Here is a 14,750-nt window from a genome sequence, read left to right as displayed (position 1 = left end):
ACATGGCCAGAGCCAATGCGCCTGCGCTCGACGCGCAATCGCTGTCCGCCAAGAAGCGCGCGACCATTGAACGCCTGCCTGCGGCCCCGGTGCGCGCGCCTCGACGCGTACCGCACGCGCACGCGGCGAAAACCGCCTGGCGAAGCCGCGCCCTCAACGGCGCCCTGCCCTGGCTACTGCCGCTGGCGCTGCTCGGGCTCTGGTACCTGGGCACCGAGCGGGGCTGGCTGTCCGAGCAAGTGCTGCCACCCCCTGCGTTTGTTTATCAGACGCTGGGAGATCTGATCACCAGCGGTGACTTGTGGCTCAACGCGTCGGCGAGCCTGCAACGCGTGCTGGTGGGCTTTCTGATCGGTTCGAGTCTGGGCATCGGCCTGGGTCTGGCGATGGGATTGTCGAAAACGATCGAGGATTACCTGCTGCCGACCTTCAACGCGCTGGTGCAGATTCCGGTCTTGGGCTGGATGCCCTTTGCGTTGCTGCTGTTCGGCATCGGCGAGCCGCTCAAGTACGTGCTGATCGCCCACGCCGCGCTGGTGCCCGTGACGCTGTGCACGCTCCAGGCGTTTCACGAAGTGCCCAAACGCCTGCTGGAAGTGGGTCGCGCTTACGGTTTCAGCCAACGCCAAATCGTTACCGACATCGTGCTGCCCTCGGCCGTGGCACCGATTTTCACCGGGCTGCGCCTGGGTTTCACCAAGGCCTGGCTGTCGCTGGTGGTCGTCGAGCTGCTCGCGTCCAGTGAAGGGCTGGGTTACCTGATCGCCTACGGCCGTCAGCTGTTTCAGCTCGATCTGGTGATGGCGGCGGTCGTGGTGGTCGGCACAGTCGGATTGCTGATCGATCGCGGTTTCGAGTTCATCGAACGCCGTCTGAACAAAGGTCGGACGACCACGACGAGGAGCCTGGCATGAGCACATTGACGGTTGCGCGAAGCAGTCAGGGTCCACGCTACCGAGGCTGGGTCGTGCCCATTGTGGGTATCGCTGTGTGGTGGCTGGCCGCCAGTCAGGGATTCAGTGATTCCGGGCTCTTGGTGTCGCCGGGCAAAGTGGCGGTCACTGCGTGGGAGCAAGTGTCGTCCGGGCAATTCTGGCGGGCGATTTCAGCGAGCCTGGCCCGTGATCTCAGTGGCTTTTTCATCGGCACCACACTGGGCCTGGTGCTCGGTTGCCTGCTGGGTTTCTCAAGACTGTTCGAGCGTCTGGTAGGGCCCAGTTTCAACACCTTCAAGCAGATCTCACTGTTCGCCTGGATTCCGTTGATCTCGGTCTGGTTCGGCCTGGGTGACGTCGCCAAAGTGGTGTTTCTCTCGCTGGCTGCGCTGGTGCCTGTGGTGGTCAACACATGCGACGGCCTGCGCAGCGTTTCCCCTGCGTTGCTGGAAGTGGCGAAGGTGTACGGTTTCACCCGCTGGCAGACCATCGTCGGCGTCATGCTTCCCGCCGCGCTGCCGTCGATATTCACCGGCATCTATCTGGCGCTGGTGTACTCATGGCTGGCAACCATTGGGGCTGAGTACCTGCTGGTCTCCGGCGAAGGCATCGGTAACGCGCTGATCGACGGCAGCGAGCATTTCATGATGGATCTGGTGCTGTTCGGCATGATCGTCATCGGCCTCGTCGGCTGGGCGCTCAACGTCCTGGCCCGTCGTCTGGAACGGCGCATGCAACGGCTCTACGGCATTTTGCCGCGCTGACCACCGATCCCGACTTATCCCGTATTTCAAAGGAATCAATCATGCCCGCCATTCAATCACGCTCTGCGCAGACGCCAGCCCAGCAAGGCAACGGCCTGCGCCTGGAGAACATCAGCAAACATTTCAGTGCCAGCGCCGACACCCGGCTGCAAGTACTGGACAACGTTCAGCTCGACATCGCCCCCGGCGAATTCATCACGATTGTCGGCGCCAGCGGCTGCGGCAAGTCCACGCTGCTGCGGCTGATTCTGGGGCTGGATGAGGAATTCGACGGGCGCATTCTGCTGGACGAAAAGCCGATCAAAGGCACCGGCCTGGAACGCGGGATCGTGTTTCAGGATCACCGTCTGTTTCCGTGGCTGACGGTGGAGCAAAACGTCGCCGTGGGCCTAAAAAATGCGCCGCTGACGCCCGCGCAGAAACGCGACACCGTACGCGAGCACATTCATCTGGTCGGTCTGCAGGACTTCACGGAGTCTTATCCGCATCAGATCTCCGGCGGCATGGCGCAGCGTGTGGCCATTGCCAGAGGGCTGGTGAATCGCCCCAGCGTGTTGCTGCTCGACGAGCCTTTCGGTGCCCTCGACGCCCTGACCCGAACCCGCCTGCAGAGAGAACTGCAGAACATCTGGCAGCACGAAAAGATCACCATGGTCCACGTCACCCATGACGTCGACGAGGCGGTCTATCTGGGCGATCGCGTGGTGGTGATGCAGCCGCATCCCGGCCGGATCCGGCGTATCGTCGACATCGACCTGCCCCGCCCGCGCAACCGCAGCGATGCGCGCTTCATTGCCCTGCGCGACGACGTGCTGAGTGATTTTGCCGAATTGTCTTAGCCCAACAGACAGTTGAGGGAGTGAGCACGCTCGGGGCCGTCATCGGACGAAGACTGATTTCCTACCCCTGCATCTCCACAGTACGCGCCGGCCTCTTCCCGGCTAAAGCCGGTCCTACGACGCCGCAAGCTTTTCGTAGGACCGGCTTTAGCCGGGAAGGCGTCGGATGTTAAGCCGTTGATCGAAGGGGTCGTCAAAGACAGCTCGCTCACTCTTGCAAATGTTGCATCACTCAGTCATACGGCGCTTCACCCCGCCTGGTGCAACGAAACCTGATTGCGCCCGTTTTTCTTCGACGCGTACAGTGCCTGATCCGCCCATTCGATCAGGGTCTTGTGCTCGGTGAGTGGGGTGTTCATGTCGGCCACGCCCAGGCTGATGGTGCAGCGAATGGCTTCGCCCTCGTGGGTGATTTCCTGCTCCTGGACTGCAACACGCAAACGTTCGGCAAACATTCCGGCGCCGTATTTATCGGTGTCGGGAAGCAGCACCGCATATTCCTCGCCGCCGTAGCGACCGGCGATATCGGAGTCACGAATATGCCCGCGAATCACATCGGCGACGCGCTGAATGACTTTGTCGCCGCACTGGTGCCCGTGGGTGTCGTTCACGCGTTTGAAGTGATCGATGTCAAACATCACCAGCGCCGCAGACGTGCCGTAACGCACATGACGCGCGTACTCCAGACGCAACGCTTCTTCCCAGTGCCCGCGGTTATAGAGGCCGGTGAGTCGATCGGTGCTGGACAGCTTCTGCAGCTCTCGGTTGGCGGCCTGCAATTGCAGGCGGTTGGTCGCCACATCCGTCACGTCGTAGATCACCAGGCACACGTGCGTCACCTCGCCGTTGGTGGATCGCAGCGGAAACATCGTGGTGTTTTGATACATGAAATCTTCTTGCCCGGTGATCGGCTGGTAGCTCTTGAACCGGACCAGAAACGGGCGCTGCTCCCAGATGGTGAACGCCGGCGTGCCCAAGGTGATGACACTGTCGATTTTCTTTTTCAGCCAGCATTGATTCACTTCGGGAAACAGCTCGAAAAACGATCGGTTCGCCGCTTCGTAAGGCAGCACACCGGAGCGGTTTTCCATGAAGGTGTTCCAGACCTGCACGCAGTAATCCTGATCGAGCACCACCACGCCGACGTCGATGCTCTGGGTGATGGTCAGCAGCCAGTGAAGCTCTTTGATGTCGATACGATCGTTCATGAATCAGCTCATCAGGTAGGCGAGTTTTCGCGACAGCCGCTCTACCGAATCCTCGGTGAACAACATCAGCAGGTCGAAATGGACGTTGTGGCCTTCCAGGCTGTAACTGATCTCCACTGCGAGCGTCTTTTTCCAGCGTTGCTGATTGATCCGGATCAGCTCCTCGATGCCACTGTGCACGTCCAGCACCTGGGGATGACCCTGAGAAAAAGCGATGTCGATCTGCTCGGCGATGCCGCTCAGACATGCGCCGATCAGGATCGATGACAGATCCAGCAGCATTTCCATCTCGGAGTAATCGCGGTCATCTATCTTCATGAGCTGGGCCATGTCGCAGATTTCCGAATCATGGAACAGCAACAACGCCTCACCGGCGATGCCGCCGCCGATATAGCCCTGGCAGACGGCAGTCAGGCGGTCGTTGGCCTGCGCATCGGCGAGCGCCATGTGCAGCTCGCCGACTTCGAGCATGTTGACGTTGGGCACCGGCAACTGCACGAAAACACCCAGGACTCGAGCCAGCAGCGCCGCGGCTCGGCCCATTGCGACGTTGACGGTCTCGCGAAACGCATCCTGGAAGCTGATGGTGGAGTGTTCGACTCTGGGCGTCGGAGACTGCGTTGGCTGGCCAGTCGCTCCGAGCAACCCAAGCCGCTCCAGCGTCTGCTGCAGCTCCACCGGATCGGCCGGCTTTTTCAGAAACGCCAGCGCACCCAGCTCCAGGGTGCGGCGGACAGCCTCTTCCTGGACGTCGCCGGAGACGACGATGACCTTCGCCTGCAGGTTTTCTGCACGCATGGCCGCGAGCGCCTGATAACCGTCCATGTCCGGCATGGTCAGGTCCAGCAGCACCACTTGCCCCAGCCCCTGACGAATGGCTTGCAGACCTTCGTGTCCGTTGGTGGCCGTCGTGACCGACACGCCCCAATCGGCAGGCAAGGCTCTAATGAGCTGCTTGCGCGCCATATTGGAATCGTCGCAAATCAGCAGCGGGATAGTGGGCATCGCTTTCAATCTCACAACAAAAGAGTTTCAGGCCTGGCCCGGGAGATCAGTGCACTTATTACGCATAACAGTAGTTGAGTGCCCATGCTGCCAAAGAATTCTTTCATTCACGTATCAGCGGCAAGTGGGTAAATTCTTCACTCATTCAACGATAAACTGCGTGGTATGCAATATCTATGCACACCGTTATCTAAAGTTCCACCTCGGTTGATGACCTCGATCAACCTTCGCGTTTATTTATATAAAACAACAGCATGACGCTTGTTTAATGGCGCCAATATTTTATCTTGCCGCTTATTTGAGTTTATCTCGCAGCGACATACAGGACATGCGCAACGGGCGCCTCACCGCCCGAGAGCCGTGCCAATACTCAAGTATTAAGCACCTAACCGCAGGTACTAATCGTCTGTATTCAGGTAGGAGTGAGGCTTGTCGCCGAGTGATTTATTGTTTATGGCACCACGATTCAGATCACTGCTCACATCGGATTGCGAGGAAGATCGTCATGAACGGCCATAAGAAAGTGCACACGCGCTACGCCCTGTCACTGGGCTCGCCCCACTATGGTGCCCGTCATTCGACCAGGCTGTCCGACCGCTTGGCCCTTGTGCAATTGCTGCAGGATCACTTGATCACGGCACAGGAACTCCACCGTCATATCGTGAGCCTGGAGGTGCGCTCGCGTCATGTCACCTTCGTGGACGTGCGCAGGATGTTTCATCGTATCGGTGAGGCGACTGAGCTGTGCATCGCGTTTCTGGCCGAGCGCATTCATGATCTGGGCGCGGCTGCCGCCTCGCGACCCGCGCACATGGAATTGCAGGAAATGCCGGGTTGGAACGACCAGAGTTTTGCCGCCAGCCTGCAGCACGTTGCGACCCGCACCCACGTACTCGCTCAATTCGCCGCGCAGACCAAAAGTCTCATGGACAAAGCAGTGATCGAAGGGGATTACAACAGCCTGCATATGATGACCGACTGCATTCATCAGATCAGTCAACTAGTGGCGTTGATTCAGATCCATCTGCCGAGCGAGTCTGCGAATGTGTCGCCTGTACCTCTTCCAGCGAGCACGTGAATCAGCAATAAGCGGCACGCTCGTTTGTTTCATCTCCCCACTGGGCAACGCCAGGAACGAACTTTCGTTCGACCCACGAGCGAGTCGCCCGTCGCCCAGGCTCAGCGCCACTTTAAGTTTGAATCAAAAGCCGAAGTCGAGAAATTCAAATAATGGCGCAAAGCCATGATCTGATTGAATTTTTTCTGAAGATTGACTAGGCGCACATTATTTTTGTGTCGCTGCGTTGCGACTGCGCCACTCATCAATGTATGAACTTTCTTCCCTGCCCCGCGCCTGGAGCCGTCTTGGAAAGTATGTTGCGAAGTCAGCCGACTGACTGCCTGATTATCAGCGTGCGGATGTGAACGATACTGTGCTCGACATCCCGGTCACTTCAGCGTGGATTCCAGGCAGTCGATCAATGATTTCGCCTGAAACGGTTTGGCGAGAAAACATATTGCGCTGCCGGTCATGGCGCGTTTGCGTACCGAGTCTTCCGGAAACGCAGTGATGAAGATGGTGGGGATGCTGAATCCGTGGGACGTCAGGTGCTCATGCAACTCCACGCCACTCATGTTGGGCATCTGTACATCAGTGATCAGGCACGCGGCCTTGGTGAATTCGGCAGACCCAAGGAACTCCTCCGCCGAGGAGAAAACCCGGACGACAAAACCCAGAGAGCGGACAAGACTGTCAATACTGGCTCGGACCGCATTGTCGTCGTCGACCACAGCGATCATTGGGGGGCTGGACAAAGGATTACCTTTAAACGGAAAAATAGAGCGCGAAGTTGCGCATTGAAACAGCTCACACGTTACCGACCTGCCGTGCACCAGAGAATTATACGGGCGTATGACTCGGGATAATTGGCGACGGACGGACATTTTCTGACCATTCAGACAACCTCGGGATCGGCTCAGACCCATCTCTCTGCGATGAACGTGGACTCGATACGCGCCAGCATGAACACATCAAACGCCACTGGCGACAGCGCTTTGGCAAAGCAATACCCCTGCGCTTCGTCACATCCGCGTAGCGCCAGCGCATCGAGAATGGCGAAATCCTCGACGCCTTCGGCGATCACCTTCATGTCGAAACTGTGTCCGAGCGTGATCACCGCCTGGACGATCGCGGCATCCTGCGGGTCGCTGAGCAAACCGCGCACGAAGGACTGATCGATCTTCAGCTTGTCCACCGCAAAGCGCTTCAGATAAGCCATGCTCGAATAGCCGGTGCCGAAATCATCGATGGACATGCGCACGCCCAACGCCTTCAGGCCATGGACGGTTTCCAGCACGTGTTCGGAATGCTCGATCAGAATGGATTCGGTCAGCTCAAGTTCCAGCAAGTGCGGCTTGAGGCCGCTTTCGTGCAGCGCCCTTTTGACCTCATTCACCAGGTTGCCCTGGCGGAACTGCACCGCCGAGCAATTCATCGCCATGGTCAGTTCGCCGAACCCAGCCTCTTGCCACGCCACCGCCTGATGACAGACCTTGCTCAACAGCCAGCGGCTGATCGGAATGATCAGGCCGCTGGATTCGGCGACCGGTATGAACTCGCCGGGGGTGATCTGGCCCAGGCCGGGGTGATTCCAGCGCAGCAACGCTTCCGCCCCGATGACTTCGCCGGTCTTCAGATCGATTTGCGGCTGATAGTGGATCTCCAGTTCTTGTTGCTCGTGTGCCTGACGCAGTTCGGTCTGTATGTGCAGCAGGCGCAATTCGCGCGCGCCCATGGCCGCCTCATAGAACACCCAGGTATTGCGCCCATTGCGCTTGGCCTGCGCCAGTGCAGTATCGGCCGCTTTGAGCAAAGAGCCGAAATCGTGGCCATGGGCGGGGTACAACGCAAGGCCGGTGGACGCTGAGATCGACAGCGGAAACCCCGCCAGTTCAAGCGGTTGCTGCAAGACCTGAAGCATGCGCGCGACCAGATGCGCCAGCGCGACGGGGTCATCGTCGTCCACCAGCACCAGAAACTCGTCGCCACTGAGCCGGGCGACCGTGTCCACCGCAGGCTTCATGGCCACCAGCCGCTGCGCCAGACGCTGCAGGATCGTGTCCCCGGCGACGTGCCCCAGAGAATCGTTGATGGTCTTGAAGTTATCCACATCGAAATACAGCAGCGCCAGACGCTGACCCCGCCCGCAGTCGTTGATGGCCTGATTGACCCGCTCAAGCAAATAGCGCCGGTTCGGCAGACCGGTCAGTTCGTCGTGATACGCGCTCTGACGTAATTCATCCACCACTTGCTGGCGACGAATCCGGTTGGCCTGCAAGCGCAGCGTCAGGCCGATGATGAGCAGGTACAGCACGCCGCAGACGACCAGCGACGCGATCACCGTGTACTTCCAGCCCAGCAGATAATCCTGCGCGGCCAGCCCGGTGACCAGCACCAGCGAAAAATCCCCGACGCGTTTGTAGCCGTACAGACGCTTGACGCCGTCAACCCGCGAGCGCGTGACCAGCACGCCCTCCTGGCTGCCCCGCGCCACCAGCCGATCGATGCTGTCGGTTTTGTAATCTCGCTTCGAATCAGCCGCCGAGGGCACGCGCAGCACTGCGTCGGGCCGGTCCGAGCGACGTAACGTGATCACCCCGTGGTCGCCGACGTTCACCTGGCTGATAACGTCAAAAATGGATTTGAGCGGCAGGCTGGACGCAATCCAGCCTACATGCCGCTGCCGATCAAACACCGGAACCGCGATGTAAAGCAGCTCTCGCGCGACATCGTGATCGAGCACGGCCGACTCACCGGCGGCGTCGCCGGGCGACTGTCGGGCAAGTTCATCACGAAAGCGCTGCTGGCTGGCGGTCGGCGTGTCGGGGCGGGCGTCGGAACCGAAAAGAAAGCTTCCCTCAGCCGTCAGCACGTCGAAATGGCCCACCGAAGGAAATCGCCGACCCAACGCCCGCAACTGACGCCCGTCATCTGCCGGAGCAGCCCCGCCGCGCAAGAGGTCATCGTCCAGGCGCAGCGCGATGCCCTGCAAATCGGTCTGGGTGTCATGCAGAATGCTGGTCAGCCGGGCCTCAAGAATGCGATTCAGATTGCTCACATCGGCAACTGCCTGATTGCGTGCCTGCTGGTAAAGCAGGCCGAGGAGCGCACCGAGCAGCACCAGTATCCCGAGCGCAAGCCCGCCCCACATCCACACCTGAATCTTGACCACGGGCACCGGCGTGGCCGAATGATCCGGCTCTGCCGGCAGCAGGCAAGTGATCCGCGACACACGGTCGTTGGCGGGCTCGATCAGAACGGTGTTCATGGATGGTGCCTCAATGAGCCGCGCATGCGGTCTGGGCGAGTCCGTCTGCCGCAAGGGAGCGAACGCGTTTCCAGCTGCTGATCGAATTCAATGGCATGTGCTTTCCCCTTTCACCACTCGAATCAGAGCAATGAACCGACGCTTTCGTGAAGGAACTCAGGACGTAGGGAAAATTAACATTACGGGGTCATGATTCCGATTAGCTATCAGGCTAAGCGACTCATACTCCCGTATAGGAGGAAGACCATCATTTCAATGGCCCAGCGCGGGCGAGTCGCCTGACGCCCAGGCTGCGGCAGGAATCATTCCCCTGCCAGGGCCTCGGACATCTTCACAAGATCGGCAAAGGTGCGGGCCTGCATCTTCTTCATGGCGTGGCCGCGATGGATCTTGACGGTGATTTCGCTCAAGCCCATTTCCGAAGCGATCTGCTTGTTCATCAGACCGGTCACGGCGTAGGACATGACTTCCTGCTCCCGTGCGGTCAGGGTCTGAAAACGTGCGCGGAGTTCGGCAGACACCTTGCCCGTCTCGCGCCGTTTGCTGTCTTTCTGCAGTGCCAGGGTGACGGCATCCAGCAGGTCTTGCTCGCGGAAAGGCTTGACCAGGAAGTCCAGCGCGCCGGCCTTCATGGCTTTGACCGACATCGCGATATCGCCATGACCGCTGACGAAGACGATCGGCATGGACACCTTCATTTCAGCCAGCCGCACCTGAAAATCCAGGCCGCTTTCGCCCTGTAGCCGCACGTCCAGAATCAGACACGCCGGGGCATCTTCGAAGGCGTGCTGGAGGAATTCCGCGCCCGAAGCGTAGGTGTAAACGCGCATGCCGACCGAGCGCAGAAGGCTGTCCAGCCCGGCGCGAATGGCGGGATCGTCGTCGACGACGAAGACGATGGGGCTCTTGTCGACCGGCGTCATGACGGCATGTGCTCGTAGGCAGGAAGCGAGAAACTCATGACCGCGCCATGCCCCAACTCGCTTTCGGCCCAGATGCGGCCGCCGTGAGCGTCAATGATCGAGCGGCAAATCGACAGGCCCATGCCCATCCCCTCAGGTTTAGTGGTGAAAAATGGATTGAACAGGCTGGGCAGGTTCTGCTCCGACACGCCTGGACCGTTGTCCTTGATACGCAGCAATACATCGCCGTTCATGGCCGTACCCAGCGCGACCGACAAGGTGCGCTCTTTGGTGTGCATGCCGGACATCGCCTGCATCGCGTTCATCAACAGGTTAATGATCACCTGTTGCAACTGCACGCGATCGCCCTTGACCCAATGAACGCCGTCGCCAGGATACACATCAAGGCTGACGCGATGGCGACGGATCTCGCGCCGAATGAGCGCCACGGATTCCTGCAGCACGTCGAAAATATCCACCTGCACGTGGCTGGGGTCGTTCTTGCGGGAAAGACTGCGGATACGGCGGATGACCTCGCTGGCACGATGCGCCTCGCTTTTGATGCGCTCGATGGCACTGCGCACCTCCCCCAGATCCGGCACGTCGCGGTTGAGCCAGCGCAATCCGGCTTCAGCGTTGGTGGTCACTGCGGCCAGGGGTTGATTGACTTCGTGGGCAATGGAGGCCGCCATCTCACCCAGCGTCGTCACCCGAGTCACGTGGGCCAGCTGGCTCTGCGAGCGATGCAGGGCCTCTTCGGCATTCTTGCTCGCTGTGACGTCCATCAACGCGCCGATGTATTCACAGCACCCTGACGCGTCGTGCGCCTGCTGCGCAAGCATGCGCACGAATTTGCTCGAACCGTCGGCCATCAGCACGCGAAATTCGGTTTCCATATTGGCGTGCTGCGCGTACGCCTGCTCGATCAGCGCCTTGAGCCCGTCGTTGTCTTCCGGATGAACGCGGCCCATCATGTATTCGAGCGTCGGTTGCAGCTGCTCATCGAAGTCGAAAATACGCCGGGCTTCGTCGGACCAGTACATTTCGGCACTGGGCAGCTTAAGCCCGATGCTTCCGGTCTGGCTGAGACGCTGAGCGCCCGCCAGGAATGCCTCGCTGCGATGCAGCAGGCGCACTTGCTCGCGTAACGCGTCTTTGGAGATTCTGTATTTCAGGACGAGCAGGCCGGTGATGCCGATCGCTGCAAGGCTCACCAGACAGCGGGCGAACGGCGGCAGCAGCCAGCCCGTTCCATGGGAGAGCAGGTACGCCAGCAGGGTCAGAAAACCACAGACGCACGCAACGGTGGCCACCCCCTTGCGTGAGAAGAGGTCTCCGGACATCAGAATCACGGCGACATAGAGCACGGCGATTGCAACATCGAGGGTGCTGAGCCAATCCATCAGGAAGATGACCAGCGTCAGCATGGCGGAACCCAGCCTGAGCAACCAGACGCTGGGCGACACTTCAGCCCGAGGGTTGCGCAGACTCGCTGCAGGGACGGTATTCATTGCGACAGTCTGGCCTTATTGTGGGTAACTGGATTGGCAGCGCAAATGTGTCGACCGGGGCAAACGCCCTTCATCGCCCCCGGCCCAAAAGCGGGCGGAGCGACGCAGCGTAATAGTTATTCAAAAAAAGGCAGTTGCCCATCACACCAAAGTGTCAGAGCGGATACAAATATACCCACATAATCCTGATCGAGACAGATTATCAATGAGCCGACATTCAATCCTGAACGGCTGTGCTCCGTTCTTTTCCTGGCCCAAATAGAACAGGCCCCGACGCGAGCGCCGGGGCCTGTAATGGCCACATCCTTATGGCCTTCGCATGAACCTTCAATCGATCAACCGGCGGCCTCCCTGGCCGTCGATCGCCCGTTCTTTCGGTTCTGTCGAATCGGTATTACTCAGCTTTCAGGCCGTCAGCCGAAACAGCTTTCACGCCTTTGATTTTCTTGGTGATAGCCACTGCGGTGGTTTTCTGAGCTTCAGTCACAGCGACAGTCGACGACAGGGAAACCACGCCTTTGTTGGTTTCAACCTTGATGTCGGAGCCTGGAATGCCTTTCTCGGTCAGCAGGTCGGATTTGACCTTGGTGGTGATCCAGGTGTCGGAAGTAGCTTCTTTGGTTTTGGCGACTTCACCTGCGGCTACCACCATTGGAGCCTGAGTAGAGGTTTGAGCCATGGCTACGTTAGCCATAGTCAGCGTCAGAGCAGTGGCAGTAGCGGCAGCGATAGCGAACTTCTTCATACGAGTAACTCCTGTTTTTCTCAAAATCTGCGCCAACGTCGTTGGCTGCAGGGTTACTGGTATATCGCAAGCGGTGTGCCAAACTTATCCAACGAGATTTTTTCATTTAAATCAATGAGTTATAAACAATAGTCGAATGATGCATCGTGCAGATTGCCCGTTTACGGAAAGTTCCGCTTGCAACTTGCATGTTCTGCACGAGTTCACAGGCCGCCGAAACGCGCAACTCACTAATTGCACACGAAAAAAAAGAGCCCCGAAGGGCTCTTTTCGTTGCCGAAGCAGGGGCGCTTAAACGCCCGACGCCTTGGCAGCTGCAACGTCCTTGATCGACAGCTTGATACGACCGCGGTTATCAACGTCCAGTACCAGCACTTCGACTTCCTGACCTTCTTTCAGCACGTCGGTGACTTTCTCGACGCGAGCATCGCTCAGCATGGAGATGTGCACCAGGCCGTCTTTGCCAGGCAGGATGTTGACGAACGCGCCGAAGTCGACGATGCGCTCAACCTTACCGACATAGATCTTGCCGATTTCAGCTTCTGCGGTGATGCCCAGAACGCGCTGACGTGCTGCCTCAGCGGCTTCCTTGGTTTCGCCGAAGATCTTGATCGAGCCGTCGTCTTCGATATCGATCGATGCCTTGGTCTCTTCGCAGATGGCACGAATGGTCGCGCCGCCTTTACCGATGACGTCACGGATCTTGTCGGTGTCGATCTTCATCGCGATCATGGTCGGAGCGTTTTCCGACAGCTCGGTGCGCGACTGACCGATGATCTGGTTCATCTGACCAAGGATGTTCAGGCGAGCTTCCAGGGCCTGGCCCAGGGCGATCTCCATGATTTCTTCGGTGATGCCCTTGATCTTGATGTCCATCTGCAGCGCGGTGACGCCTTTGGCGGTACCGGCCACTTTGAAGTCCATGTCGCCGAGGTGGTCTTCGTCACCCAGGATGTCGGTCAGAACGGCGAACTTCTCGCCTTCCTTGACCAGACCCATGGCGATACCGGCAACCGGCGCCTTCATCGGCACACCAGCGTCCATCAGAGCCAGGGAAGCACCGCAGACCGAAGCCATGGAGCTGGAACCGTTGGACTCGGTGATTTCCGACACCACGCGAATGGTGTAAGGGAACGCATCAGCCGGCGGCAGCATGGCCTGAACCGAACGACGAGCCAGACGGCCGTGACCGATTTCGCGACGACCAGCGCCACCCATGCGACCACACTCGCCCACCGAGAACGGAGGGAAGTTGTAATGCAGCATGAACGGGTCTTTCTTTTCGCCTTCGAGGGTGTCGAGCAGCTGTGCGTCACGCGCAGTACCCAGCGTCGCCACGACCAGCGCCTGAGTTTCACCACGGGTGAACAGTGCCGAACCGTGAGTCTTGGGCAGAACACCGACTTCGATGTTCAGAGGACGTACGGTGCGGGTGTCGCGGCCGTCGATACGTGGCTTGCCGTTGACGATGTTTTCGCGAACGGTGCGGTATTCGATTTCGCCGAATGCAGCTTTGACTTCCGAAGCAGACGGGCTGCCTTCTTCAACGGCCAGCTTGGCAACGACTTGATCCTTCAGCTCGCCCAGGCGCGCATAGCGGTCGGCCTTGACGGTGATGGTGTAAGCCTCGGAGATGGCTGCGCCGAACTCGGAGCGGATGGCGCCCAGCAGGTCGGTGGCTTCAGCCTTCGGAGCCCAGGTCCAGGTCGGCTTGGCAGCTTCGGCGGCGAGTTCCTTGACGGCTTTGATGACAGCCTGGAATTCGTCGTGAGCGAACAGAACAGCGCCCAGCATCTGGTCTTCGGTCAGCTCTTTGGCTTCGGATTCAACCATCAGTACCGCTTCTTCGGTACCGGCAACGACCATGTCCAGGCTCGATGCTTTCAGTTGCTCGTAAGTCGGGTTAAGCAGGTAACCGGTGCTTTCGTGGAAAGCAACGCGCGCGGCGCCGATCGGGCCGTCGAACGGAATGCCGGAGATCGCCAGGGCAGCCGAGGTACCGATCATCGAAGCGATGTCCGGATCGGTTTTCTTGCTGGTGGAAACGACGGTGCAGACAACCTGCACTTCGTTCATGAAGCCTTCGGGAAACAGTGGGCGGATCGGACGGTCGATCAGACGCGAGGTCAGGGTTTCTTTCTCGGAAGGACGGCCTTCACGCTTGAAGAAACCGCCGGGGATCTTGCCGGCAGCGTAGGTTTTTTCTTGGTAGTGAACGGACAGCGGGAAGAAGCCCTTGCCAGCGTCTGCCTGTTTGGCGCCGACCACAGTCACGAGTACGGTGACGTCGTCGTCAACGGTGACCAATACTGCACCAGAGGCTTGACGGGCGATGCGGCCTGTCTCCAGGGTTACGGTCGATTGACCGAATTGAAACTTCTTGATTACCGGGTTCACGGTTTCCTACCTTCTTTGTGGCTCTTGGGGGAACTGGTTTCTTGCGAATTCTTGGGCAGCGAGGGAATCGGACCCTTCGGCAGTCCAGATAAAACTAGAGGCTGGGAGCCCGCCAG

Annotated in this window: 12 protein-coding genes; 4 read left to right on the top strand and 8 right to left on the bottom strand. The window is 59.0% G+C overall.

The features are described from left to right. Window positions 1–2: 2 nt before the first annotated feature. Genes QRN36_RS04625 through QRN36_RS04615 form a run of 3 tightly spaced genes read left to right on the top strand, consistent with a single transcriptional unit; the run spans window position 3 to window position 2,538 of the window. Window positions 3–914, top strand: coding sequence for an ABC transporter permease (locus QRN36_RS04625; RefSeq protein WP_285422997.1), 912 nt, complete (start codon window positions 3–5; stop codon window positions 912–914). After that, complete coding sequence (locus tag QRN36_RS04620) at window positions 911–1,699, top strand: ABC transporter permease (protein WP_285422996.1); 789 nt, start codon at window positions 911–913, stop codon at window positions 1,697–1,699. The genes QRN36_RS04625 and QRN36_RS04620 overlap by 4 nt, the downstream gene beginning before the upstream one ends. 41 nt (window positions 1,700–1,740) lie before the next feature. Then, complete coding sequence (locus QRN36_RS04615; RefSeq protein ID WP_285422995.1) at window positions 1,741–2,538, top strand: ABC transporter ATP-binding protein; 798 nt, start codon at window positions 1,741–1,743, stop codon at window positions 2,536–2,538. A gap of 248 nt (window positions 2,539–2,786) precedes the next feature. On the opposite strand, the gene QRN36_RS04610 is transcribed toward QRN36_RS04615, so the two are convergent. Continuing rightward, window positions 2,787–3,746: a diguanylate cyclase gene (locus QRN36_RS04610; protein WP_285422994.1), complete on the bottom strand. Its 960-nt coding sequence runs from the start codon at window positions 3,744–3,746 to the stop codon at window positions 2,787–2,789. Window positions 3,747–3,749: 3 nt separating this feature from the next. Beyond that, on the bottom strand, window positions 3,750–4,751 hold the full coding sequence (locus QRN36_RS04605) for a response regulator (RefSeq protein WP_285422993.1): 1,002 nt from the start codon (window positions 4,749–4,751) through the stop codon (window positions 3,750–3,752). A gap of 505 nt (window positions 4,752–5,256) precedes the next feature. Between QRN36_RS04605 and QRN36_RS04600 the strand changes: the two genes are divergently transcribed. After that, complete coding sequence (locus QRN36_RS04600; protein ID WP_285422992.1) at window positions 5,257–5,829, top strand: hypothetical protein; 573 nt, start codon at window positions 5,257–5,259, stop codon at window positions 5,827–5,829. Between the two features lie 371 nt (window positions 5,830–6,200). On the opposite strand, the gene QRN36_RS04595 is transcribed toward QRN36_RS04600, so the two are convergent. The 6 genes from QRN36_RS04595 to pnp form a co-directional block, all read right to left on the bottom strand. Further along, a complete protein-coding gene (locus QRN36_RS04595; RefSeq protein WP_285422991.1) occupies window positions 6,201–6,566 on the bottom strand; it encodes a response regulator transcription factor in 366 nt (121 codons plus the stop codon). A gap of 161 nt (window positions 6,567–6,727) precedes the next feature. Further along, window positions 6,728–9,079, bottom strand: coding sequence for a bifunctional diguanylate cyclase/phosphodiesterase (locus QRN36_RS04590; protein WP_285422990.1), 2,352 nt, complete (start codon window positions 9,077–9,079; stop codon window positions 6,728–6,730). Between the two features lie 302 nt (window positions 9,080–9,381). Next, window positions 9,382–10,002: a response regulator transcription factor gene (locus tag QRN36_RS04585; protein ID WP_093464294.1), complete on the bottom strand. Its 621-nt coding sequence runs from the start codon at window positions 10,000–10,002 to the stop codon at window positions 9,382–9,384. Beyond that, the gene (locus QRN36_RS04580) at window positions 9,999–11,492 is read right to left on the bottom strand and encodes a sensor histidine kinase (RefSeq protein WP_285422989.1); all 1,494 of its coding nucleotides are present in this window, start codon (window positions 11,490–11,492) and stop codon (window positions 9,999–10,001) included. Before QRN36_RS04580 ends, QRN36_RS04585 begins: the two co-directional genes overlap by 4 nt. Window positions 11,493–11,886: 394 nt before the next feature. Then, window positions 11,887–12,237, bottom strand: coding sequence for a BON domain-containing protein (locus tag QRN36_RS04575; RefSeq protein ID WP_285422988.1), 351 nt, complete (start codon window positions 12,235–12,237; stop codon window positions 11,887–11,889). 291 nt (window positions 12,238–12,528) lie between these two features. After that, window positions 12,529–14,634 carry a polyribonucleotide nucleotidyltransferase gene (gene pnp, locus QRN36_RS04570; RefSeq protein ID WP_093464301.1) on the bottom strand — a complete coding sequence of 702 codons (2,106 nt, stop codon included), beginning with the start codon at window positions 14,632–14,634 and terminating at the stop codon, window positions 12,529–12,531. Window positions 14,635–14,750 lie beyond the last annotated feature (116 nt).

Source organism: Pseudomonas sp. efr-133-TYG-103a, assembly GCF_030209235.1.
Taxonomy (GTDB): Bacteria; Pseudomonadota; Gammaproteobacteria; order Pseudomonadales; family Pseudomonadaceae; genus Aquipseudomonas.
This window is presented reverse-complemented; position numbering and strand designations above follow the sequence as displayed.